General features: G+C 33.9%; 16 protein-coding genes. 7 read left to right on the forward strand and 9 right to left on the reverse strand.

Annotated elements, in window-relative coordinates; all coding sequences use genetic code 11:
• Window positions 1-10 precede the first annotated feature (10 nt).
• From FS85_RS0101170 to FS85_RS0101190, 4 genes are all read right to left on the reverse strand, one after another.
• Window positions 11-1,159, reverse strand: a complete 1,149-nt coding sequence (locus tag FS85_RS0101170; RefSeq protein ID WP_010134126.1) for a glycerate kinase — start codon at window positions 1,157-1,159, stop codon at window positions 11-13.
• Window positions 1,159-2,814 (reverse strand): sodium:solute symporter family transporter, encoded by a 1,656-nt coding sequence (locus FS85_RS0101175; protein WP_010134127.1) that lies wholly within the window; start codon window positions 2,812-2,814, stop codon window positions 1,159-1,161. The genes FS85_RS0101170 and FS85_RS0101175 overlap by 1 nt, the downstream gene beginning before the upstream one ends.
• Before the next feature lie 32 nt (window positions 2,815-2,846).
• On the reverse strand, window positions 2,847-4,157 hold the full coding sequence (locus FS85_RS0101180; RefSeq protein ID WP_010134128.1) for an MGH1-like glycoside hydrolase domain-containing protein: 1,311 nt from the start codon (window positions 4,155-4,157) through the stop codon (window positions 2,847-2,849).
• 89 nt (window positions 4,158-4,246) lie between these two features.
• Complete coding sequence (locus FS85_RS0101190; RefSeq protein ID WP_010134129.1) at window positions 4,247-6,913, reverse strand: TonB-dependent receptor; 2,667 nt, start codon at window positions 6,911-6,913, stop codon at window positions 4,247-4,249.
• Window positions 6,914-7,046: 133 nt separating this feature from the next.
• Here FS85_RS0101190 and FS85_RS0101195 point away from each other — a divergent pair, with 133 nt between their 5' ends.
• The 6 genes from FS85_RS0101195 to FS85_RS0101220 all read left to right on the forward strand — a co-directional run bounded on the left by FS85_RS0101195 (window position 7,047) and on the right by FS85_RS0101220 (window position 14,631).
• Window positions 7,047-8,084, forward strand: a complete 1,038-nt coding sequence (locus tag FS85_RS0101195) for a LacI family DNA-binding transcriptional regulator (protein WP_010134130.1) — start codon at window positions 7,047-7,049, stop codon at window positions 8,082-8,084.
• 150 nt (window positions 8,085-8,234) lie between these two features.
• The gene (locus tag FS85_RS0101200; RefSeq protein WP_010134132.1) at window positions 8,235-9,566 is read left to right on the forward strand and encodes a cytochrome ubiquinol oxidase subunit I; all 1,332 of its coding nucleotides are present in this window, start codon (window positions 8,235-8,237) and stop codon (window positions 9,564-9,566) included.
• Between the two features lie 3 nt (window positions 9,567-9,569).
• A complete protein-coding gene (gene cydB / locus FS85_RS0101205; RefSeq protein ID WP_010134134.1) occupies window positions 9,570-10,643 on the forward strand; it encodes a cytochrome d ubiquinol oxidase subunit II in 1,074 nt (357 codons plus the stop codon).
• Window positions 10,644-10,670: 27 nt separating this feature from the next.
• Entirely contained in the window at window positions 10,671-11,132 is a 462-nt protein-coding gene (locus FS85_RS0101210; RefSeq protein ID WP_010134135.1) for a RidA family protein, read from the forward strand.
• A gap of 113 nt (window positions 11,133-11,245) precedes the next feature.
• Complete coding sequence (gene dcm, locus FS85_RS0101215; RefSeq protein ID WP_010134136.1) at window positions 11,246-13,453, forward strand: DNA (cytosine-5-)-methyltransferase; 2,208 nt, start codon at window positions 11,246-11,248, stop codon at window positions 13,451-13,453.
• Complete coding sequence (locus FS85_RS0101220) at window positions 13,450-14,631, forward strand: MvaI/BcnI restriction endonuclease family protein (protein WP_010134137.1); 1,182 nt, start codon at window positions 13,450-13,452, stop codon at window positions 14,629-14,631. The genes dcm and FS85_RS0101220 overlap by 4 nt, the downstream gene beginning before the upstream one ends.
• A 390-nt stretch (window positions 14,632-15,021) precedes the next feature.
• Here the strand turns inward: FS85_RS0101220 and FS85_RS0101230 are convergent, their stop codons facing one another.
• The 5 genes from FS85_RS0101230 to FS85_RS0101250 form a co-directional block, all read right to left on the reverse strand.
• The gene (locus FS85_RS0101230; protein WP_010134139.1) at window positions 15,022-16,833 is read right to left on the reverse strand and encodes a cytochrome-c peroxidase; all 1,812 of its coding nucleotides are present in this window, start codon (window positions 16,831-16,833) and stop codon (window positions 15,022-15,024) included.
• A gap of 76 nt (window positions 16,834-16,909) precedes the next feature.
• Window positions 16,910-18,472, reverse strand: a complete 1,563-nt coding sequence (locus FS85_RS0101235; protein WP_010134140.1) for a PhoX family protein — start codon at window positions 18,470-18,472, stop codon at window positions 16,910-16,912.
• A gap of 265 nt (window positions 18,473-18,737) precedes the next feature.
• Window positions 18,738-20,543, reverse strand: coding sequence for a cytochrome-c peroxidase (locus tag FS85_RS0101240; RefSeq protein WP_010134142.1), 1,806 nt, complete (start codon window positions 20,541-20,543; stop codon window positions 18,738-18,740).
• A gap of 103 nt (window positions 20,544-20,646) precedes the next feature.
• Window positions 20,647-22,176 (reverse strand): PhoX family protein, encoded by a 1,530-nt coding sequence (locus tag FS85_RS0101245; protein ID WP_010134143.1) that lies wholly within the window; start codon window positions 22,174-22,176, stop codon window positions 20,647-20,649.
• 285 nt (window positions 22,177-22,461) lie between these two features.
• Window positions 22,462-22,815 (reverse strand): 4Fe-4S dicluster domain-containing protein, encoded by a 354-nt coding sequence (locus tag FS85_RS0101250; RefSeq protein ID WP_010134144.1) that lies wholly within the window; start codon window positions 22,813-22,815, stop codon window positions 22,462-22,464.
• 78 nt (window positions 22,816-22,893) lie between these two features.
• Here FS85_RS0101250 and FS85_RS0101255 point away from each other — a divergent pair, with 78 nt between their 5' ends.
• Window positions 22,894-23,970, forward strand: a complete 1,077-nt coding sequence (locus tag FS85_RS0101255) for an acyl-CoA reductase (protein ID WP_010134145.1) — start codon at window positions 22,894-22,896, stop codon at window positions 23,968-23,970.
• Window positions 23,971-23,984 lie beyond the last annotated feature (14 nt).

Consider the following 23,984-nt stretch of genomic DNA (forward strand, 5'->3'; position numbering starts at 1 on the left):
ATTAAAGTCTCTAAGATACAAAATCAACTACATTCCTTTGGATCAGATTGGCAAAATTAAAAGCTGTACTTTTTACATGATTATATGCTTGTTCCATGGCCTCTTGTAAAGTACATGGTCCTTTTGCAACAGCTGATGCAAAATGAATCCCTAGTTCCTTTTGTTCTTTAGCAGATAAGGAAACATTACCACAAAAAGCTGCTACAGGTTTATTTTGTAATTTTGCAGATGCTAACACACCTTGTATAGTTTTACCCGATAAAGTTTGGCTATCTAACCTCCCTTCTCCAGTAATAATCCAATCTGCTTGTTGTATTTGTTTGTCAAACTGAGTAATGTTTTTAACCAAATCAATTCCAGAAATAAGGTCTGCCCCTAAAAAGACCATAGCACCTGCTCCCATTCCTCCTGCAGCACCTGCTCCTTCTACTTTTTGACAGTCTACGCCAAATTGTTTTTTTAGAACTTCAGCAAAATTTTGCATTCCCACATCTAGCTTTTCTATCTCAGAAGGAGAAGCTCCTTTTTGAGCTCCATACACATAAGCTGCCCCATGTACGCCATAGAGCAAATTTTTTACATCGCAGGCTACCTGAAATTGTACCTGATTTAACATGTCAACAACATTGTTAGTTTTAACTTCATCTACTAGTTCTAAGTTGTCTCCAATGGGTTTTAATACAGAACCATTTTTGTCTATAAATTCATACCCCAGTGCATGAGCCATCCCAATACCTCCATCGTTAGTAGCACTACCTCCAATAGCTAAAACTATAGAAGTAGCACCCTTGTGCAATGCGTGTAAAATCAGCTCTCCTGTACCTATAGAACTAGTTTGTCGGCAATTTCTGTCTTGAGGTGCTAGCAAACTTAAGCCCGAAGCTTGTGCCATTTCGATGACAGCAAGCTTTTGATGAGGAACCCATAAGTAACTGGCTTCAATAAGTTCAAAAACTGGATTATGAACTTGAGTCGTAATTTTTTTTCCATTCATGGCATGCAACAAAGCATCCATAGTACCATCTCCTCCATCGGCTAAGGGAACTTTTACTATTTCTGCATTAGAATCAGCTAATAAGATTCCCTCTTCTACTGCATTGCAAAACTCTATACCAGAAAGAGATCCTTTAAATTTATCGGGGGCTACAATATATTTCATTAGAAACTAAGTAAAGAAGGTAAGAAAAAACTAAATACTAATATTAAGACAAAAAAGAACAGTAATATATAAACTTCTTTGGTTTTAAAATCGCTTACTTTTAAGCTAAAATCCATAGCGTTTAAGCTGTTGATACGAACTTGTTTTGTAAATGCACTTACCACATACGCTACCAACAAAGCAATAATAACCCCTGTAAAGTTTAGCCAAATCCAAAAAATATGAATTCCTAAATCTATGTGAAATAATTCTTGAATAGTTTTAGAAAATATAAGGTTGATGAGCACAGCAGTTAAAATTCCTATATTCATTCCTATATGATTGACTTTTTTAGAAAAAAATGCTAAAATAAAAGTGACCAAAACGGGTCCATAAAACACTGATGAAATCGCGTTGATAATTTCAATCACTGCACTTTTACTTCCTCCAAACAAAAAAGCACAACCAATACATACAGCTCCCCAAAACACCACCGCTATTTTAGACAATAGCATGTATTTACTAGTGCTCATTTTGTCTTTTTGTACTCCTCTGTTAAACAAATCCTCTACGGTTACAGCAGACAAAGAGTTAATGGTAGAACTTAATGTAGACATAGCTGCAGAAAGAATTCCCACCATTAAAACACCAATCAAGCCATTGGGCAAGTATTTAATGATAAACACAGGAATCATCAAATCAGCTTTTAGACCATTTTGTTGATAATCTAGTGGAAAATGCTTCTGAGTCATGGCTCCAATATCCGATAAAAAATCTGGAGAAATACTCACCAATCCTCCAATAATTAACCCCATAATACAGTACACTAATACAACAGGAAAACGTAACAGCCCATTGGCAAGCAACAATTTTCTAATGGTTCCCTCATCTTTACTAGACAACAAACGTTGTGCTTGTGTTTGATCACATCCGTAGTAAGAGGTATAAAGAAAAAAACCACCAATCAACATCGGTAAAAAACCGTATTCATTACCTTCTCCCAAGCCTAAATTCCAATTCATTACTTCCAATCTTTGTGGTTCAAACCCCTGAGGTAAACCTCCTTTTTCTTGTAGTAAATTCCATCCTATAAACAAACAAATTCCCAAACCAACTACCAAAATAATCATCTGAATGGCATCTCCCCAAACAACAGCTTTCATCCCTCCTTGCCAAGAATATATAATGGTAATAATACTTATAATTAGAATGGTATAAACAAAGTCTATATCTAAAACAGCTTGTAAAATAATAGCAATGGTATAGACCATAACCCCGGTACCCAAGGCTCTACTAATCTGAAAAACAATACTTAAAATAAGTCGTGTAGATGTACTAAAGCGTTTTTCTACAACTTCGTAGATACTTACCACCCCCGATCGGAACAAAGGAGGCACTACAACAATCATAATAAAAATCATGGCTAGAGGAACAGCAAACTCAAAGGTTAACCATTTCATTCCACCTCCCATTTTTAGTCCAACGAATGCTGGTGCCGAAATAAAGCTAATGGCAGAAAGTTGGGTGGCCATGGTTGATAAACTTAAAGGAAACCATCCTAGGCTTTTTCCACCTAAAAAGTAGTCTTTAGAGTTTTTATTTTCTTTAAAAAAATAGCCCATTCCTAAAAAAAAGGCAATGTATGCAATGATAATTGTATAGTCTAACCAGTTCATTTTATAAGATGTTTTAGTGGTACATGAGTTTGTTATAGGTCACTTTCAATCAGATCTAAAAGCAAAGCAGCTGTCCAAGAAAAGTCGCCACCTCCATAACCTGCCTTGTCAGAAATGTGAATTTCTTTTCGAGCATCAAAATACTCATAAAAGCCGCTTTTTTCCACAATTTCTATCGTGTCTTTTTTAATACGCTCTGCCAAAGTGTTGTAATCATAAGCCCTACAACCTCGGTACAACATCCAGTTAAGATTTACCCAAACAGGCCCTCTCCAATATTTCTTGGGATCAAAGCGTTCGTTAGTAGGATCAAAAGAAGCACATAAGTATTTGTCTTCTCCGCCAAACTTATCTAACATTATATTCAACATATTTTCTACACGTTGTTGACTCACAAAATTGGCAAATATTGGAGCAAAAGACGATGATGTAATGAAAGGGATAGGTCTATTGTTTCTTACATCGAAATGGGTATAAACTTGTAATTCATCATGGTAGAGTTTGGTATTCATTCCCCCTATCGCCTTTTGGTTCCAAAGTTTTAATTGCGCTATTTTGTCTTGATTATCTCCTAGTATTTCATACAAATTAATCAAAGCCTCATTGGATTTAATTAGCATTGTGTTAAACAAGGGATCTTGAATTAAAAACGGAGACAATTCTGCAATTTTTTCATCGCTATAATTGTGTTCTTTAGCAATGTTAATAATGTGCAGGTAATGATCGTACTCTCTATTTGTAGGCCTTTCTGCTGCATCTACATGAGTAGTATCTCTGCGTGTAAATTCGTAATGAGGTGGATTCATGGTTGCAAAAATATCATCCCAAATAGGGGAATTATCTGTTCCCGACTCCCAGTTATGATAAATATATACTAAGCCTTCATTATTAGGATCTCTGTGTTTGTAGAAATATTCGTGGTTTAAAAACACCTTGTCTATTTGTGATTTGATAAAAGCCAACGTGCTGTTTTTGTCTTGGCTTATTCTATACATTTCTTCTAACACAAAACCTGTTACTGGTGGTTGTGTCATTCCTGTTGATTTGTATTTTTTAGAAGACAAAGGGTGCAGTTCTGACTGGTGAAATTCAGGTCCTGGAAAATACGTATCGCTAGGGGTATGAAAAACAATGTGTGGAATAAACCCATTGTCCCATTGCGCATCCAATAAGGTAGCAATTTCTTTTTCTGCTTTGTCCATATCATAATGAGCAAAACCAATGGCGATAAAACCAGAATCCCACAACCATTGAAATGGATATAATTTGGCACTAGGTACACTAAAACCATCTTTCCAGTTTTTGTTGAGTACTTGTTGTGCTTGTTTGACTAAATTTTTCATGTTTAAAATGTTGATTAAAAAATCGCCCACACCCGAGGATGCAGGCGAAAAACTAAAACTTAACTATGTTAAAAAAGAGGTTCTTTTTTCTAAAAATTAAAAGAAGCTGTTACAAAAAACCTTCTTGGTAAAATTGGTCTACCTACAAAGAATTCTTGTTCTGTTTGACCTGCAGCTCCTGCTCTTGGATTTCCTTCGGTAATACCAGCATTGTTAAACAAGTTGAATATTGAAGCTCCCAATCTTAAAGATTTATCATTGCCATCCAAATCAAAAGTATACCCTGCATTGATACGTACCATGGTAATAGCATCCAACTCAATGTCATTTACATCCGATGAAAACTTTTTACCTGTGTGGTTGGCAGTTATACTAGAATCAAACTGCTTGTTGTCAAAATGCAAGCCTAAACTACCTATAAAGTTAGGTTGTCTTGCCAGCTTGTTCCCTTCGTTGGCAGAAGTCGTTGTATTGTTTACCAAGTCTTCTTGCTTATTTTTAGTGATTTCATGCATTTGATAAGTAGCAGTACCTCTTAAATTTAAATGTTCTATAATTTCTAAATCCCCATTAAATTCCAATCCAAAAGTTTCTGTGTTTTGTGTATCTCTAGTTTGATCTACTAAATTTCCTCCAATGATTGCTTGGGTTATTTTAACACGATCACTTAACGAAACATAATAAGCTGCTGCAGAACCAGAAAACTTATCTGTACCAAACTTAGCACCTAGCTCTACTTGTGAAATTTTTTCTGAATCGTATGAGGTTTCAGGAATACCTGCTGTGGGTGCAAAACCTCTTAATTGAGGAAAGAAAAAACCTTTGGAAGCATTGGCATATAAATTAACAGCATCGTTTAACTTGTACAATCCTGCCAAAGAAATAGCCCAATCATCGGCCTCTACTGTTCCTCGTACAAATGTTCCATCTGCATAACGTACATTGCTTAATTCAGAAGTAATATCTTCATATACTGTAGAATCGTATAAATTTCCTTTGTTAAATTCTCCTGATGTTTTTTCGTATCTAAACCCTACATCAATCCTCCATTTGTCTAAAATAATCTCATCAGAAACATAAAAAGCGGTTTTGTTTTGTGATAGATAATTGTTTGCTGTCATCCCAATTCTGTTGTATAATCCTCCCTGAGAATAAATTACATTATCACCGCCTGCATTCGTATAAGATAAATTTACCAAACGAGGGTCGTTATTAAATTCAGATAATACTCTGTATTGATAGTTTACGTCTTCAGCCTCTGTTCTTGCCAAAAAAGTACCTGCTGTAATGTTATGGTTTCCAAAGTCCGTATCTAAAGTTTTGGTCAACGAAGCTTCTCCTGCATAATCTGTCATAGGACGTAATCTATCTACATGAAGATTTTCTATCACCAAATCGGTATCGCTTATCTGAGATCCATCTCCTCCTTGATAAGTAGCACTGTAACCTAGATTATTAGTTGCTATATTGTTTACATAATCTCCTAACTGAATAGGGGTTCCGTAATCTCCACTTCCTCCTACATACAAAGCAAAATTGTGTTTGTATTTGGCATATCTAACCTTGGCTTGAAACTTTAAGTCGTCCTCTAAATTGTATTTAAAATCTCCTAAAAAGTACCCGCCACTTGTAGCCACTCCATCCTGAATAGGACTGTTATATACTCCTCCTGGTGTTAAAAAAGATGTGTTAGCCAATTGGCTAGGCAGCAATTGTTCTACTGGTTTTCCATCATTTCCATCAATACGTTCTCTAGATCCACCTTGTAAAGGCAATGGCAAATAGAACTGAGCTTTATCGTCTATAAACTGACCGTGCATGGTAAACGAACCTTTGTCAAATTTCTTTTTAATATTACCTCTTAATTGCACCCCTTTGGTTGGTAGTCCTACATCAATGGGCCCTTCATCATATCTAACAAATCCGGTTAAAGCGTAATAAGTATTAGAATCCTCACCTCCTAATTTACCTCCACTATAAAAGTCTGTTTTTAATCTTCCTCCATTAGCCCATTCTACATTTACAGTATTCCCTGGGTTGGTATCTCCTGTTTTACTGGTATAATTAATAATTCCAGCTACAGAACCTGCTCCGTATAAAATGGCAGAACCTCCACGAACAAATTCTACTCCTTTAAACCCTATATCGGTTCTTGCATATACGTCATGTGCCGATGAGTTCAATCCAAAAGTACTCATCAAAGGCATACCATCGTATTGTAAAGGGTTAAAAACGTATTGCCCTCCAGAAGGCAAACCTCTTACAAATACATTGGTCGCTACTTCTCCACCTCCACCTTCTGCTGTAATTCCTGGTACACTACGTAAAATATCTGCCTGACTGTTGGCTGATAATTTCGTAATCTCTTCGGCCTTTACCGAACTGATAGACAGAGGAGCTTCTTTTTGAGACCTAAAGGTTGTAGAGGCTGTAAGCACTACTTCTTCTAGAGTATTCATATCTCCTTTTAGTACCACATCTACAATAATTCGTTTTCCCTTTACATTGATTTGTTTTTCAAAAGTTACAAAACCAATATTAGAGAATTCAATGGTCTTAGTTCCTGTACCGTTTATTTTTAATACGTAATTCCCATCCAAATCTGTAGTAGTACCTTGATTGGTTCCTTTTACTTTGACATTAGCAAGTGTTACAGGAAAACCAGTTTCGTCTGTTACGATACCTGCAACTTCAGTCTGGGCATTTATTGCTAGATAGCCAAAAACACAAAAAAGTGTAAGTAATATATTCTTCATAATTTAGGTTTTATTAGTTATTAATTTCGTTCACTACAAAATTACTATACAAAACAACTTTTTTTTACGAAAAAAGCAATATTACACCCGCAAACGTTTGCGTAAACTCATACAATTATCCTACATTTACTACATGAAAAAAAGACAAAACGTACGATTAAAAGACATTGCAGATGCATTACAAACCTCTGTATCTACAGTATCTAGAGCTCTAAAAAACCACAAAGATATTAGCACTGAAATGAAAGAAAAGGTGCACAAAAAAGCAAAAGAACTCAATTATTTTCCCAACATATTTGCACAAGGTTTTCGTAAAAGAAGAACGCATCTTATAGGTGTTATTGTTCCTAATCTAACCCATTACTACACCTCTACCATATTAGAAGGAGTATTAGAAGAAACAGAAAACAGAGGTTATCATCCTATTATTATGGGATCAAAAGATAGTTACGAAAAACAGATAGAACTACTTAACATGATGTTGCACCTAGGGGTAGATGGCATTCTACTATCTTTAACAAGAAATACGCATAATATTGATAAAATTATTCAGTACATAGAAGAAGTTCCTTTGGTACTATTTGACAAAGTTTCGAGAAAAGTGCCTTGCACGCAAATTATTATAGATGAAGAAGAAGCTGCTTACAAAGCTGTAAAACACTTGATTGATTTAGGAAGAAAAAGAATTGCCATTTTTAAAGAAACCAACGATTCCTTTAATTCTCTTAAACGTTACGAAGGCTATTTAAGAGCTCTAAAAACCCACCAACTCCCTTTTGACGAATCTTTAGTACTAAGTTCGCAATACATTCCCCTAGATCAAGGTAAAATACTGGCCGAACAAATTTTACAAAATCCAATCAAACCCGATGCAGTATTTTGCATAACCGATAATTGTGCCGTTGGAGCGTTACAAACTTTTAAAAAAAATAAGCTAAAAGTCCCCGAAGATATTGCTATTGTAGGATTTAGTAATTCTATGTCTTCACAAATTGTAGAACCCCAAATAACTACTATTGATCAACCTGGAACTAAAGTAGGAAAAACAGCAGTAACCTATTTGGTAGATGAAATTGACAATCCCAAAAAGGGTTTTATGGACTACAAAACTGTGGAACTTAAAACACATTTAATTGTAAGAGCATCTACTAAAAAAGAAGCTAATTTTTAGCCATATTCTGTATCAAAAGTTACTGTTTAACAAACGAATTGTCGTAAATTTATTCTTATAAATTTTGGTGTATTTTTTCTTGTTTTACTAGAGATAAAGTCAAAGTTTAAGCCATCGTTATTTCATTTTAAGTCACAATTTTTTTCCCTCATGGAAGACATGATTTTTTACGATCGTTTGCAGTTTGCTTTTACGATTACATTCCACTACATTTTTCCCCAACTTACCATGGGACTTTCTTTAATTATTTTGTTCTTTAAAGGCTATTACCTTAAGTCTAACAAAGAGATTTACAATGATGCTGCTAAATTTTTTATGAAAATATTTGCCATCAACTTTACTATGGGAGTTATTACTGGGATTCCTATGGAGTTCCAATTTGGAACCAACTGGGCTAAATTTTCAGAACTCACAGGGGGAATTATAGGGCAAACCTTAGCTATGGAAGGAACTTTTTCTTTCTTTCTAGAGTCTTCGTTTTTGGCACTGTTTATTTTTGGAGAAAAAATAATGGGACAAAAATTGCATTTCCTTACTGGTTTTTTTGTGTTTTTAGGGTCTTGGGCAAGCGGTTACCTTATATTAGCTACCAATGCTTGGATGCAACATCCTGTAGGATATGAAATAATAGAAAATGGAAAATTCGTCCTAACACACTTTGGCAAATTGTTTAGCAATCCATGGTTGTTACCTGCTTTTTTACACAATCAAATGGCATCTTTGGTAACTTCTTCTTTTTTAGTAGCGAGCATTGGTGCTTTTTACTTACTCATCAAAAAAAACGAAGCTTATGGAAAATTATTTGTAAAAACAGGAATCATTTTCGGATTGGTTTCTGCTTTGCTAGTCGCTTTTCCTACAGGAGATCTGAATGCTAAAAATGTAGCCAAGTATCAGCCTGCAGCTTTTGCAGCCATGGAGGGAATTTTTGAAACCGAACATGCTGGAGCAGAAATTGTATTGATTGGCCAGCCCAACATGGTAGAAAAAAAACTAGATAACAAAATTGCAGTGCCTAATGTTTTGAGTTTCTTAACGTATCAAAATTGGCATCAGCAAATATCAGGAATGGATCAGTTTGACAAAGAGGAATTACCCGATAATATTCCTGCCTTGTATTATTCTTATCACATTATGGTAGGATTGGGTACTATTTTTATCGGAATTATGATGGTTGCTGCGCTGCTGTTGTATCTTAAAAAAGTATATACGTTTAGACCCATTCTGTGGACACTACTATTGTTAGTACCATTTCCGTTTATAGCAAACATTACAGGTTGGTATGTTGCTGAATTGGGTAGACAGCCTTATTTGGTATATGGTCTATTAAAAACTGTTGATGGAGTCTCTCCCACAGTTTCATCAGGAAACACCTTGTTTACTTTGCTCGGCTTTGTAGCCTTGTATTTAATTTTAGGACTTCTATTTTTAATCTTGGTAGGAAAAACCATTTACCAAGGACCACAATCACAAAAACACTAAGCCATGGAAATATTTTGGTTCATTATTATTGCAGTCGTCGTTACCGTATTTTTTATTCTTGATGGTTATGATTTTGGTACAGGAATTATCCATTTATTCTTTGCAAAAAAAGAAAAAGACAAAGAAGTTATTTCTAAAGCAGCGGGGTTGTTTTGGGATTCTAATGAGGTATGGCTTGTAGCCGCTGGAGGATTGGTTTTCATGGCATTTCCTACGCTATACGCTTCTGTTTTTAGCGGATTTTATTTGCCTTTAATCATTGTATTATGGCTCATGATTTTTAGAGCTTTGGGATTAGAACTTCGCGGACAGTTTCACCACCCTGTATGGAAATCTTTTTGGGATACTGCCTTTGGTGTTTCTAGTCTTTTGTTAGTTTTGTTTTTTGGAATTGCTTTAGGAAATATGGCTCGTGGTGTAAATTTAGGGGGTGTTGAAGATGGTGTTTCTACCTACGAAGCTCACTACTTCTTTTTGCCTTTATGGGATGCTAGTTTTAGCCCCACCACCACCCATCCTGGTGTAATTGATTGGTTTACCTTGGTCATCGGAATCATTGCGGTAGTAACCTTAACCATTCACGGTGCCAATTGGGTCGTTTTAAAAACTCAAGCCAGTATTAACGAGCAATTAAAAAAAGTGAGTTTTCGCCTCAACATTGCTCTAGCCTTATTAACTGTGTTTTCTGTAAGTATTTGGCATTTAATTGAGCCACAACCACTACACAATTACTTAAAATACCCTTTGTTTTTAATTTTTCCTGCTATTTATTTTATTGGATTGATCGGTCAGTTTTTTGTGCTAAAATTTAAAAAAGAAGCTCATGCTTTTACTTCTTCTTGTTTGATGATTGTAGGTGGCATTAGCTCTACCCTTGCAACCATGTTCCCTACTATTTTACCTTCTACCCATAACGAAAGCCCAGATTTGACCATTTATAATACCGCTACAAGTGAATACGGAATGTCTGTTGCAGTTCCTTGGATTATTATAGGTTTGATTTTAATTTTAATTTATTTCATCATTCAGAAAAAACTAAATGCTGGAAAAATAGACAATCGAGAATACGGTCACTAATAGTTTCTTTACAATATTACAATCAAAATGAATCCCATACAACATCTTGAAAAATTAGGTTTGCAACTTCCAACAGTTTCTACTCCTGGCGGAAATTATGTTTCTGTAAATATCAGAGAACAAATTGCGTATGTTGCCATCCAATTTCCAATTGAAAATGAAAGCTACAAATATCAAGGTCGTTTGGGTAATGAAATTGCTACTTCGGATGGAATCAAAGCCATGGAACTCTGTGCTTTAAATGTTTTAGCACAAATCAATGCTAAAATTGGTTTTGAAAACTTGGTAGGGCTCAATCATATTGATGCCTATTACCAAGCAGACAATCATTGGGACGATGGTCCGATTGTGGTAAACGGTGCTTCTGATTTGTTTGCACATGTTTTGCAAGACAAAGGTACACATAGCAGGGCTATTTTTGGTGTTGCACAATTACCCAGAAACTTTTGTGTAGGACTTACAGCTTCTTTTACCTTAGAAAAATTATAATATCAAAGTTATGAGAACATTACAACAAAAATCTAGAAATAATAAAAAATATCATTCTGCTTTACAAAAATGTCCGTAATTTTGTCCGTACAATATAAAAAATGTGATTTTTTATGGCATCAATAAATTACTATCTAGACAAACCTGATAAAAAAGGATTTACACCAATACACTTAAGAATAAATTGCAATGGAAGACAATTAAAGATATCTATAGGTCAAAAAGTAAAACCAGAAAACTTCGATAAAGTAAGTCAAAAGATAACTGGAACAACATTAGAATCTAAAAAAATCAATCATTATTTGGATTTTTTAAGAGAAAGAGCTGACGAGTTTCTTCATCATTCTAATAAAAAGACTTTTATCCAAGACGAAGTAAAAAATGTTTTAAATGAGCACATAAAAAATTACAAGGAAAACAGCTTTGTAAACATTGTAAAAGAACAAATTTCACTTTACGGAAAACCGTTCACTTTTGTAGATTTATTTGCTGGAGCGGGTGGTTTTAGTGAAGGATTTTTACAAGCTGAACATAACAATAAATTCTTTGATTTTGTTGTAGCTAACGATATAAATGAAAACTGTGAATTAACTCACGTAGTACGATATAATCACCAATTAGGTTTGGATGCAGAATTTCTTAAACAAGATATTACCGAACCAGATTTTTTAGACAACTTACTAGAGAAAATAGATGGCAAAAAAATTGATGTTGTTTGTGGAGGTCCACCTTGCCAAAGTTTTAGTCTTGCAGGAAAACGAAAAAAATTCGATAAAAAAGACGACTTATTTTCTCATTATTTAGAAGTTATTAAGGTATTACAGCCAAAATACTTCGTAATGGAGAATGTAAAAGGTATTTTAACTAAAGAAAAGGGTAAAATAAAAGAGCTTATCATTAAAGAGATAAACTCTATAGTTGACATTAAAGAGATTCCTACACTCACATCATTTATAAAAAAAGTTCGAGTAGAATCAAATTCTTTTCTATTAGATAGTATTATAAAACGTGTAGAACTTGAAAAACTACTCGAAAAAGACAAAGAAAGTGGAAAAGCAGATTTTATAAACTTTGTAGAAAATAGGTTCAGAAAACTAACACCAAAAATTGCAGATTATAAAACCAGTAAAACAGACGAGAATATAAATACTATACGTCACGGTTTTAATCTTTTATCGCGAGCGAAAGAATGGGAAAAACTGAAACGTGATATTATAAAAGAAAAAGACTTTTGCAATATTGATAGTGATAATTTTGTAAATGCTTTTACTGATTTCATAACAGAAATCAGCTCAGAAAATGTTATATCAAAAATTGAAAATGCTTTCAAAATTTTAAAAGTTGAAAATATTTATAAAAAAGATTGTGATGATATCATTACTGCGTTAAAAATCTATACAACTTCTTTTGATGAGTCAATAGAGATATTAAAATCGCATTGTAATAAATCACAGAAAAAGGAATTAGAAACTATTCTTGAAAGTATTAGACTTTACAAAATAGAAAAACCTTTTGTTGCTAACGCTTCAAATTATGGTGTTCCACAAAATAGAGAAAGAGTGCTTTTCATTGGTTGTCGAAAAGACCAAAAATATATTTCTGAAATTCCTGCAACCGTTTCTGAAGAAGAAAAGGTTACCATTTTCGAAGCTTTGTATGATTTAGATTTTATCGGTAACAATCAAGAAGCTCACCGATACGAATTAGTTGATATTTCAACTCAATACAACGGAACAGCTAAGAAAATGGCTAAACTTTTGAAAAAACGTAGAATTGATGGGAAGCCAATCTCAAAAGGCGGAAAGTCGTTTGCGGAATGGTCAAGAAAAGGTAGATTAATTGAACGTTTCAAACCTCAAACAAAGCCTTTTTACGTAAGAAATACAGAAGCACTTGAAAATGGAGAAAAGTATTTCGACATACTCAATAATCACAAAACAAGTAATCAAAACGAAACTGTTGTTGAAAGACTTGGAGTTATTTTAAAAAATGGAGATTATAAAAAAGCTCAACCAGAATTAGAAAAATTGGGGCTTTCTACCAACAAGCGAAATTATAATGTTTTAAAACCAGATGAACAAAGCTCTACAATAATGACTATCGCAGATGATTATATTCATTACAATTCGCCAAGATCGTTAACAGTTAGAGAAATGGCACGTTTACAGTCTTTTGATGACTCTTTCGTATTTCAAGGGAAACGCTCAACGGGAGGAAATAATAGAAAAACGGAAGTGCCACAATACACTTTAGTTGGTAACGCTGTTCCACCTTTATTAGCAAGAGCAGTCGCAAGTGAAATTTTAAAAAATATCAAGTGAGAAAACTTACAGACGAAGAACAAGAAAAAATAAAATTACTGACCAAAAACCAAATTTCTCTTACTTTAATTGAGCCAACCGAAACCGGATTGAAAAAATCCATTATGGATGCGACTGGTTCTGTTCGTAGTTATTTGAAAAGTGAGAACATTCACGATTATGAATTGCAGAATCAGGGTACAGAGAGTAAAGTAATGATTCCAGCAATTATTCATACTGGCTTTAAGATTATCAAATCAAAAACTTCTCTATATCGTCCTTCAACTAAAAAAGGAGATCCAAGAATTTGGTTTTACGGTTTAACAAAGGTTGCTGACCCTAACGATATTATTGGAATCACTTTTTACAACGATAATTTTCAAGTTTTCAACTTGACAAAATTAGACATCAAGGAATTAATTTATTCTTCAATTCTAAATCCATTTCAAGAATTAATTAACGCAATCAATACGACAGAAAATGAAGTTGCTTTTGAGCTTTTAGCTCTGTTAAGAAAAATTGCGAATGCAGGCCCAATACCTTCAATGGTTGATGCTGATACTTCTGTAGGTAGGACACTTGAGACAGCACTCGGAATTAACATTAACTCATCAAAACAACCCGATTATAAAGGAATTGAACTTAAATCGTTTAGAAACAGCAGAACAAATCGAAAAAATCTATTCGCACAAGTTCCAGATTGGAACTTGAGTAAGTTTAAAAGTTCAGCAGAAATTCTTGACAATTTTGGTTATGAACGTGATGATGATTTTAAACTTTATTGCACAGTTTCAGCAATTACGAGAAACTCGCAAGGTTTGAATTTAAGAATTGATAGCGAGATAAAACAACTAATTGAAAACTCTGATAAACCAGAGGTTGGAGATTTTGTAGTCTGGACATTAGACAAACTTCATAACCGATTAAAATCAAAACATAAAGAAACATTTTGGGTAGAAGCCGAAAGTATAAGGATTGATGAACGTGAACATTTTCAATATAAGCTGGTAGAACACACAAAAAAACCAATTACCTCACAATTTGACTTGCTAATTGAACAAGGAATAATTACGCTTGACCATTTGATTAAGCGAAACTCAAAAGGAAAAGTGGTCGAAAAAGGTCCATTGTTTAAAATCAAACCGAAAGGAATTGAACTCTTATTCCCTCCGAGTATTAATTATAATTTGTTATCATAAAACTACCGTAAACTAACATGACTCAAACCCTTATCTCCTTACTTAGTATTGTCTTTGGGATATTAGGAGCTTTGGTTTTTAATGCTTTTTGCCAAAACAAAAAAACAAGTCTTACTGCTCTTGTTATTTTGGGTGTGTTTTCTAGTATATTATTTAGCAAATCTTTAGGAAAGTTGGGGGTTTCTCCTAATTTTATTGTACAAAGTTTCGAAGTAAACTACAAATTGTTGTGCCTTAACCTGTCTATTTCATTCCTTTCGGGATGCTTTGGAACACAAATTTTCTCTTGGTTAAAAGCACGGTTTGGTAACTAGTAGCTAATCGTAAGTTTGAGTAAAAAGTACAAAGTAGTTGGCATGCTATACTCTGTACTAACTACTCTATACTACCTCAATACGCTTCTTCAGGTACGTCGGTCAACGTATTCAAAAACGCAATAATGTCTATAATTTCAATTTCTGACAAATTCAATTCATCAAAAGGCAAAGTTTGATGTGGCAAGTTAAACCCTAAACCAGCTCCTCCTCCTTGATTGTAAAAATCCATCACTTCCTCTAGGGTATTGTATACACCATTATGCATGTAAGGTGCTGTTAAGGCAATATTTCGTACCGTAGGGGTTTTAAACATTGTCTTATGATACTCTTGCTGGAACATGTGATAAAATCCTAAATCGGCATCTAATTCTTTATTTTTATTTGTTTTAGGAACTCCAATAGCTTCTTTTTCGGTATCCGTAAAAAATGGAGGTACAGTTCCATTGGTTAAGGGCATAAAATGACAGGTGGCACACAAGGCTTTTCCCATAAATAAATTAAACCCTCTTTTTTCTGATGCTGTAAACGTATCTTCTTCTCCTCTAATATTTTTATCAAACTTTGCACTAAATCCATTGAGTGTACCAACGTATGATGCAATAGCTCTCACCATATCTTGATTGCTTTTGGGAATTTTTCCATAAGCTTCTTTAAACAATTTTATATAAGTGGTGTCCACTAATATTTGATCTGAAAATTGATGCACAGAACTATTAAATTCTCGATCGTTTTGAAAAACATTGCTAATTTGTTCGTTTAAATTCCCTGATTTTCCATCCCAAAAAAATGCTTTTTGAAAAATAGAATTGATTAAAGTAGGAGAATTTCTTGATAAAGGTTTTCCCGAATTATCCAAAGAAAAACGAATTCCATCCGCATAACCTTTCTTAGGATCGTGGCAAGTAACACAAGCCATATCTTTTGTTTTGGAAATATTAGCATCGTAAAACAATTTTTTTCCTAAGGCAATTTGTTTTGGAGTTGCATTTTGATTTTTGGGTCCTGCAAAATGATTTACATCCCAACTGTTTTCTTCAAAAAAAGTAGGAGCCTCTAAGTTAAAAGGATACACTCCATTAGGTTGCCATAAATCACTTTTTTTTCTAATTGCCACCCAAAGGCGAGTGATAGGATTGAGATGATTTTTTATAAAGTCGAATTTATCAAAAGTGGTTGGATTGCTGTGAGAACTTATGCTATAAACTGCTTTGTTGATTGCATTCACAAAAGAAATGTCTAGTTCTTTATCTTTAATTTGAATTCCTTTTTGAATACTATTTTGATAGACAAACAACAAACTTTGCAATGAAATTTCAGCTTCTAGCACTCCCCATTGACTTACAGGAGTATCAAAATTAGCCATAGAAAAGCTTACAATTCTAAGCAATTGTTGGTGTGTTGACAGAAAAAAACGTTGTGCATTGAGTTCATAATACGTCATTTCACTTTTTACCTTACTTAAAGTTCCTTCTATATACTGCAAATTATCTACCCATTCTTGATGAGAGGTTTCTCCTAAAAAAATAGACTCTTCTAAAGTTTGTAACCCTACAGGAGGCAATATTTTACCGCTATTTTCTCTAAAAACTGGCAAAGCAGGACCGTTAACTCTATGTCCTGCCTTAGGGTTTAAATAAGACAAATAAGGCTCACATTTTTTGAATGCTGTTCTAATTTTTTTAAAAACAGTAATGTTGTGTTGGGAAGTACGATTAACACTATCTAAATCCTTTAGAAATACCAACGTTGAATCTAAGTTATCTAGATAGTACTGTTGCACTGGATCCCAATTTACCAAAGTTGTTTGCTGTTTTTCTTTTTTATTAAAACAAGCTGTAAAAACGATAAGTGCAAGTCCTGTTAAAATCAAAAATTTGAATTTCATTAAGCTTCGAGATTTTAAAGAAATAGTTCCCAAAAATACTTTTGGGAACTATTAAAGTCAATTTTGTATTGTTTAATTATTGTGGCAACCCTCTTAAGATTACGATTTGAGAAGCTCTATCAGACTCTCCTGTCCCATCATGACCGTCCAAAGCTTTAAAAGCATTGTCTTGCCAATATTTTACCTGAATGTTTAAGATAAAAGTTCCTGGTACTCCAACTTTATCAGAAACATCTATTAAAGAACCAAACTCTCCACTTTCTACAATATCTAAACTATTGTTTCCTAAAGATTTTACTTTTAAGTCTAATAGATTTTTCACGTTATCTCCGGCTAAATCAGCTTGGTAAATAGAAGCTGCATGACCTCTATTCCAAGTTCCTCCGTTAGGATCTTCTTGAATGTACACATAGTTTTCTGTAACACAAATATTGTCTGGACTTTGCAAAGGTCTTAAATACCCTTCTTTTCCTAAATCACTATCGTTACCACTAATAATTTTTGTCAGTCTACCTGTTAAAGGAGAGTCTTCATCTAACTCTAATTTGTACACTGTACCTTGGTCGTTTACCGTACCTCTACCCGCACCTTTACCTGTTACCGCAAAATAAATATTACGAGCATTGGCATCGCTTCCTTTTTGATAGTCTAAATCTTCCATTCTTACAAAGTGAGTTGCAAACAATGTATTTCTGTAATAATTAGATGTTTCACCGGTACTTAAATTTTTAGCGTTAGGAATTTCTAAAAACTCGATATCGTATGATTGTTTCAAATCAAAATCACTTTCATCGTGTCTTTCTCCATCAGGAGCAGCAACAACACCACCAGCACCATCAGAAATTTGCTTTGCTCTAAGAACATATACTTTACCATTGGTTCTATCTGCATCTCCGTTTTCGGAAAGGTATAAAATAGGTTGCCCACCATCTAAGTCATTCCCCCCTAAGATTACCGTTTTTCCTGGGTAGGTATTTTTAGGTAATGGTACAGCGTTTTCCCACAAAAAATGTCCTAATGCTTTGTTTCCGTAATCTCCTGTTGGGTTTGGAGTTTCTACTCTTGGGTCTAGTTCTTTTACCACGTTACTAATAGACTCTTCCGAAGCAGATAAGAAAACGTCTTTGTCTCCTCCGTGAATCTCTTTTTCCCACATAGTTCCCGAACACTGTCTAGAATAATCGGCAACTCCTGAGTTTAGTAAATAATCTCCCGAAATAGGATTTAAATTATTGTCTAAACGCAAACGAGCAACTGCTTTTGCATCTTCACAATTTACCACGTAAATAAATCCATTTTCATCTTCTCTAATCAATCCAGACCCGTCTACAGTACTCGCTATCTGAAAGTTTGATTCCCCCACAACATCTACAGAAGTTAACAAAGAGTAAGCTTTTACATTGCTAAAACTCGGATTGATGTTTACCAAAGGTTCAATCAAAGATTTGTTGTAAAACATTTCTGTGTCTTCTAGAGTCACAGCATCCTTACCATCTTGACCATCTTTTCCATTTTGTCCATCTACACCATCAATTCCGTCTTTTCCATCCAGGCCATCCAGTCCGTCTTCACCACAACTTATAGTAATTGCAGCCAAAGACATTGCTACCCATAATAAAGGTAATTTTAAAATTTTCATTGTATTAAATTTGTTTTTGTTTATGGCTGCGAAACTAGATATCCAATCAGCACAAAGGGAGTGAAATCGTATTAAAAGGTGGAGTTTTATATCAAAACACAGCACTTTAGAAACAAAAAACAGCACTATTATTACAAGTACATTAAGTTTACTTAAAAGAAACTTTTACCTAACATACGAGTTTAAAAAAGCAAAAAAAGAACATAAAAAAATCCTCATCAAAAATATTGATGAGGATGCTATTATTTGATATAAAAATTATGGTTTAATAAGCCTCTGGTACGTCTGTTAATGTGTGTAAAAATGCAATGATGTCTTTAATTTCTGTTTCTGATAAATTCAATTCATCAAAAGGTAAAGTTTGATGTGGCAAGTTAAACCCTAAACCAGCTCCTCCTCCTTGATTGTAAAAATCCATCACTTCTTCTAACGTATTGTACACACCGTTGTGCATATAAGGTGCTGTTACGGCAATATTTCGTACCGTAGGGGTTTTAAACATACCATCGTGAATTGCCTCTTCATACACCCAATAAAAACCTCGATCGCTATCCAGTTGCTTATTCGCATTAGTTTTGGGCACACCAATTACCTCTTTTTCAGTTTCTTTAAAAAAAGGAGGTACTGTTCCATTGGTTAAGGGCATAAAATGACAAGTAGCACACAGGGCTTTTCCCATGTACAAATTAAACCCTCTTTTTTCTGATGCTGTAAACGTATCTTCTTCTCCTCTTATGTTTTTATCGAATTTAGAGCTAAACCCTTTAAGTGTAGAAATATAGGCTGAAATGGCAGAAATAACTTTTGTATTCTTTTTAGGAACACGACCATACAACTCCTTAAAAATAGGAACATAACTACTATCTGTTAAAATAGTTTCTGAGAATTGATGAATTTCTGTATCAAATTCTGATTTATTTTGAAAAACCAAACTAATTTGATCATTTAAGGTATTGGATCTACCATCTAAAAAGAAACTTTTCTGAAAAGCAACATTTACCAAAGTAGGAGCATTTCTTAAACTTGGTTTTCCGTTGTTATCTAAACTCGTTTTTAATCCATCTGTGTACGCTTTGTCTAGATGATGACAAGTAGCACAAGACATGGTTCCTTTGGTAGATAATTTAGGGTCGAAAAATAATTTTTTACCTAAAGAGATTTCTTTTTCACTAGGATTTCTTTCAGAAGGTTTTCTAAAAAAATCTACATTAAAACTATCTTCTTCAAAAAAAGTAACTGCATCGTAATTAAAAGGATCTTGAACCTTTGGAGACCAAATACCTAATGTTTTTCTTAGCTGTACCCATTTACGCATTAAAGGATTAAAGTAGTTTTTTAAAAAGGTAAACCTGTTAAAAGATTCAAAATTTTGGTGCTGCTCTAAATACTGGATAGCTGCTGTAAATACTTCTACCAATTCTTTGTCCAAACGGTCATCTTTTTTGCGTGTATAATCTTGTAAACTTAATTGATATACATATAACAAACTCTCCAATGACACTTGAGACTCATACAAACTTTGTTGACTAATAGGAGTATCAAAACCTGTCAATCCAAAACTTACTATACGTAACAATTGTTGATGCGTAGCTCTAAAAAAACGTTGTGGATTTAAGTCACGATGGTTTATGTTTCGTTTTAATACATTCAGCAACCCTCTAGTTAACCGTAATTCTTCTTTGTAATCAAAATCAGAAGTTCCACCTTCATAAATAGATTCTTCAATTTTTTGAAGCCCAATAGGTGCTAAAACTCGCTGTGTATCGTCTGTAAACTGAGGCAAAGCAGGACCATTGGCTTTATGCCCCACTTCTGGATTTAAATAAGATGCATACGGTTCTGCTTTTTTAAAAGCAATTCTCAGTTGTTTAAAAATTAATTTAGAAAATGTATCCTGAGCTTTATACAAAGCAAGTGAATCTATAGAAATAATGGCTTGCTGTATTTGCTGCTTGTAAAAATTTTGAGCTTTTGTAAAATCAACATTAGTTTTTTGTGTTGTTGATTTTTCTTGTTTACACGATAATAATAGTAATAGAAAAACAACAACTATCCCATTAGATGTTTTCATTGTGTTTGTTTTAAAGTAAAGACCAATATGTCTTGTGTTTAATGTATAGGAAAGAGCCTTCACAAGCGTGAAGGCTCTTTTATAATTAAAAAGTTATGTTGTTTTATCTAGGTAATCCTTTTAATAAAACAACTTGTCCTCCTTGGTCGTGTGGAAACGCGTTTCCTTTTACAAAGTCATCATTTTTCCAGTAGTGAGGTTGTAAGTTTAACATAAAAGTATCTGCCTCTCCTACTTTTTCAGAAACGTCAGTTAACGCTCCAAACTCTCCACTCAATCCAGTAGAACCGTTTTCAGCTAAGTTTTGTTCAACTTTTAATTCTAAAACCACTTTTGCATTGTTACCCGCTAAATCAGTTTGATGGATGTAAGCAGCATGTCCTCTAGAAAAAGAGTTAGGATCTTCTTGTATATAGATGTAGTTTTCTGTTACACAAATGTTATCAGGACTCTGTAAAGAAGAAATATTTCCATCCATATTGTTAGAGTCAGTATTACCACTAACTACTTGAGTTAATGTTCCTGTTAATGGAGAATCTGCATCTAATGCTAATTTGTAAACAGTACCCCAGTCATTATATGTACCTCTTCCTGGCCCACGTCCTGTTACAGCAAAGTATACGTTTCTTCCATTTTCATCAGAACCTTTTTGGTAATCTACATCTTCTACTCTCATAAAAGCAGAAGCTTTAACAGTAACACAAGCTTCTTCCATTTCAGATTTAGTCATATCCTTACCGTTAACTATTTCTACAAACTCCACTTTGTATTCTTTTTGAAAATCTAACTGACCTTCATTATAAATTTCTCCGGCATTTACTGCAGTAGTAGTTCCTCCGTTAGAATATTCTTTTAGTCTTAGAACATAGATTTTACCATTTTCTAAATCTTGATCTCCATTTTCAGAATAATACAAAGTCACTTGTCCTTGAGAATCAGAAGAATCATCGTCACCACCAATAATCACTGTTTTACCAGCATATGCATTTGCAGGTAATGGCACTGCGTTTTCCCAAGAGAACTCACCCAATGCATCCAATCCAAAATCAGCTGTAGGAGTTGGTGTTTCAATATAAGGATCTATTCCTTTAACATCATAAGCAATATTTTCTGAAGCCGATAAAAAGATATCTTTTGTTCCTCCATGAATAGCTGCTTCCCACATAGTTGCAGAACATTGTCTTGCTCTATCAGCCACTTCACCGTTTAACAACCACTCTCCTTTTAGAGGGTTCATGTTTTCATCAAAATATACACGAGATACTGAATAATCATCTTCTGCATTAGATAAATAAATAAATCCATCACTATTTGGATCTTTTAACAATCCTGCTCCATCTTGTGCCCCATACAATTGGAAACCATTAGACAATACATCAGAAGTACTAATCAAAGAATAAGCTTCTACATTAGAAAACTCAGAATGCATTTTTACCAATGGCTCTAAATTTGATTTGTTTTCGAACATGGTTTCAGTAATCGTTAAATCCTGTCCATCTTCTCCGTCTTTACCGTCAGTTCCGTTAACTCCGTCTATACCGTTAACTCCGTCAATACCATCTTCTCCACAAGCTGTGAACAAAACCGCAGTTCCACATAAAGCAGCAAATAAATAATTTTTAAAATTTGTCATTTTACTAGTTTGTTTTTTGTTTTTGATGCTTCAAACATAAGAACTAGTAAAAGCAAAATATGTAAGCTAAACATTAAGGAAACCCTACTTTTTTTATTAAAAAAATGTAAAAACTGTAAAATTAACCTTAAGCTATTTTACATAGAATCCTACCAAACAACTATTTATAGATTTATCACAAGCCGAAGCCTAATTTAGAACCATTAAAAACATTTACATTGCGGATAAAAAAAACTCCAAACGCTTGTGTTTGGAGTTTTATAATTAAGAATATTTTACTGTTTGTTAGTCTTCTTGATGTAAAAAAGCTTTTTTTGCCAATAATTCTTCTTCTGTTTCTACCACATCCTCATCAGGTACGCAACAATCTACAGGACATACAGCAGCACATTGAGGCTCGTCATGAAATCCTTTACATTCTGTACACTTATCAGGTACTATATAGTATACTTCATCAGAAATAGGTTCTTGCTCTTCATCTGCATTCCCCGACTTTCCGTTGGGTAATACAAAATCTCCAGACAGTTCTGTACCTTCTGCAAATCGCCATTCTTCTGCTCCTTCGTAAATTGCGTTATTTGGACACTCTGGCTCACAAGCTCCACAGTTGATACATTCGTCAGTAATTATAATTGCCATCGTTGTTTTTTCTTTAAATTTGTAGCCACAAAAATAATACTTTGTAATTTTCATTCAAAACCTACAAACTAACTTATAATGAGTTTAGATAAGAGAAAAAAAGCATTCATCACTTTGGGTGATTTTTTAAGTCAGTTTTCTAATCAAAAAATTTTAAAGAAAGATCACATTCCTTATAACGATGTGTTTTATGATGCGTTCCTTACTCAAATTAACAGAGCTCAGGAATACAACTCTTGGTTTACCAAAGAAAATGTATTGTTTGCGTTAGAAAGTTGGTCCAATGCACTTACCGAAACCCATATTAATACTTGGTTAACTCCTTATCAAAAAAAAATAAAAACATTAACAGAATCCTCAAAATCCAAAACTATTGCCATTATTATGGCAGGAAATATTCCTTTGGTGGGTTTTCATGATTTTTTAAGTGTAGCCATTACTGGTAATAAGGTGTTGGCCAAACTATCTTCTAATGACAAATATTTCATTCCGCTTATTGCAAAATATTTGGAGTATGTAGAGCCTTTGTTTAAAGGAACGTTTGCTTTTACCAATGAAAAACTAGAAAACTTTGATGCCGTTATTGCAACAGGTAGCAACAATACGGCTCGTTATTTTGATTACTATTTTGGAAAACATCCACATATTATAAGACAAAACAGAAATGCTGTAGCGGTTTTAGGCGGAAATGAAACTCATGAACAACTAGAAGCTTTAAGTGATGATATTTTTAGGTACTTTGGATTGGGTTGTCGTAGCATTTCTAAAATTTTTGTTCCAAAAGATTATAATTTTGATTTGCTATTTAAGGCTGTTTACAAGCATAAAGACTTGATTCACTATCAAAAATACGCTAACAATTACGATTACAACAAGGCTATTTATTTAATGAGTCTTTTTAAGATTCAGGAAAATGGTTTTTTAATGGTAAAAGAAGACTCTAGTTATGCATCGCCTATAGCCACCTTGTTTTACGAAACTTATACCAACTTAGAGGATTTAAAAAGCAAACTAAAAGAAGACAAACATCAAATTCAATGCATTTCTAGCGAACTTTTTATTGAAGATTCTGTAAAATTAGGAACTACACAAAGCCCTAAATTATGGAATTACGCAGATAATATTGATACTATTGAATTTTTATTAAAGTTGTAATCCTCTAAAAAAAA

It is taken from the genome of Ochrovirga pacifica (assembly GCF_000220525.1).
In the GTDB taxonomy this organism is placed as follows: Bacteria; Bacteroidota; Bacteroidia; order Flavobacteriales; family Flavobacteriaceae; genus Ochrovirga; species Ochrovirga pacifica.

Coding starts and splice junctions, on each gene's coding strand:
- FS85_RS0101170 (WP_010134126.1), bottom strand. CDS start 1,159: ATGAAATATATTGTAGCCCCCGATAAATTTAAAGGATCTCTTTCTGGT.
- FS85_RS0101175 (WP_010134127.1), bottom strand. CDS start 2,814: ATGAACTGGTTAGACTATACAATTATCATTGCATACATTGCCTTTTTT.
- FS85_RS0101180 (WP_010134128.1), bottom strand. CDS start 4,157: ATGAAAAATTTAGTCAAACAAGCACAACAAGTACTCAACAAAAACTGG.
- FS85_RS0101190 (WP_010134129.1), bottom strand. CDS start 6,913: ATGAAGAATATATTACTTACACTTTTTTGTGTTTTTGGCTATCTAGCA.
- FS85_RS0101195 (WP_010134130.1), top strand. CDS start 7,047: ATGAAAAAAAGACAAAACGTACGATTAAAAGACATTGCAGATGCATTA.
- FS85_RS0101200 (WP_010134132.1), top strand. CDS start 8,235: ATGGAAGACATGATTTTTTACGATCGTTTGCAGTTTGCTTTTACGATT.
- cydB (WP_010134134.1), top strand. CDS start 9,570: ATGGAAATATTTTGGTTCATTATTATTGCAGTCGTCGTTACCGTATTT.
- FS85_RS0101210 (WP_010134135.1), top strand. CDS start 10,671: ATGAATCCCATACAACATCTTGAAAAATTAGGTTTGCAACTTCCAACA.
- dcm (WP_010134136.1), top strand. CDS start 11,246: ATGGCATCAATAAATTACTATCTAGACAAACCTGATAAAAAAGGATTT.
- FS85_RS0101230 (WP_010134139.1), bottom strand. CDS start 16,833: ATGAAATTCAAATTTTTGATTTTAACAGGACTTGCACTTATCGTTTTT.
- FS85_RS0101235 (WP_010134140.1), bottom strand. CDS start 18,472: ATGAAAATTTTAAAATTACCTTTATTATGGGTAGCAATGTCTTTGGCT.
- FS85_RS0101240 (WP_010134142.1), bottom strand. CDS start 20,543: ATGAAAACATCTAATGGGATAGTTGTTGTTTTTCTATTACTATTATTA.
- FS85_RS0101245 (WP_010134143.1), bottom strand. CDS start 22,176: ATGACAAATTTTAAAAATTATTTATTTGCTGCTTTATGTGGAACTGCG.
- FS85_RS0101250 (WP_010134144.1), bottom strand. CDS start 22,815: ATGGCAATTATAATTACTGACGAATGTATCAACTGTGGAGCTTGTGAG.
- FS85_RS0101255 (WP_010134145.1), top strand. CDS start 22,894: ATGAGTTTAGATAAGAGAAAAAAAGCATTCATCACTTTGGGTGATTTT.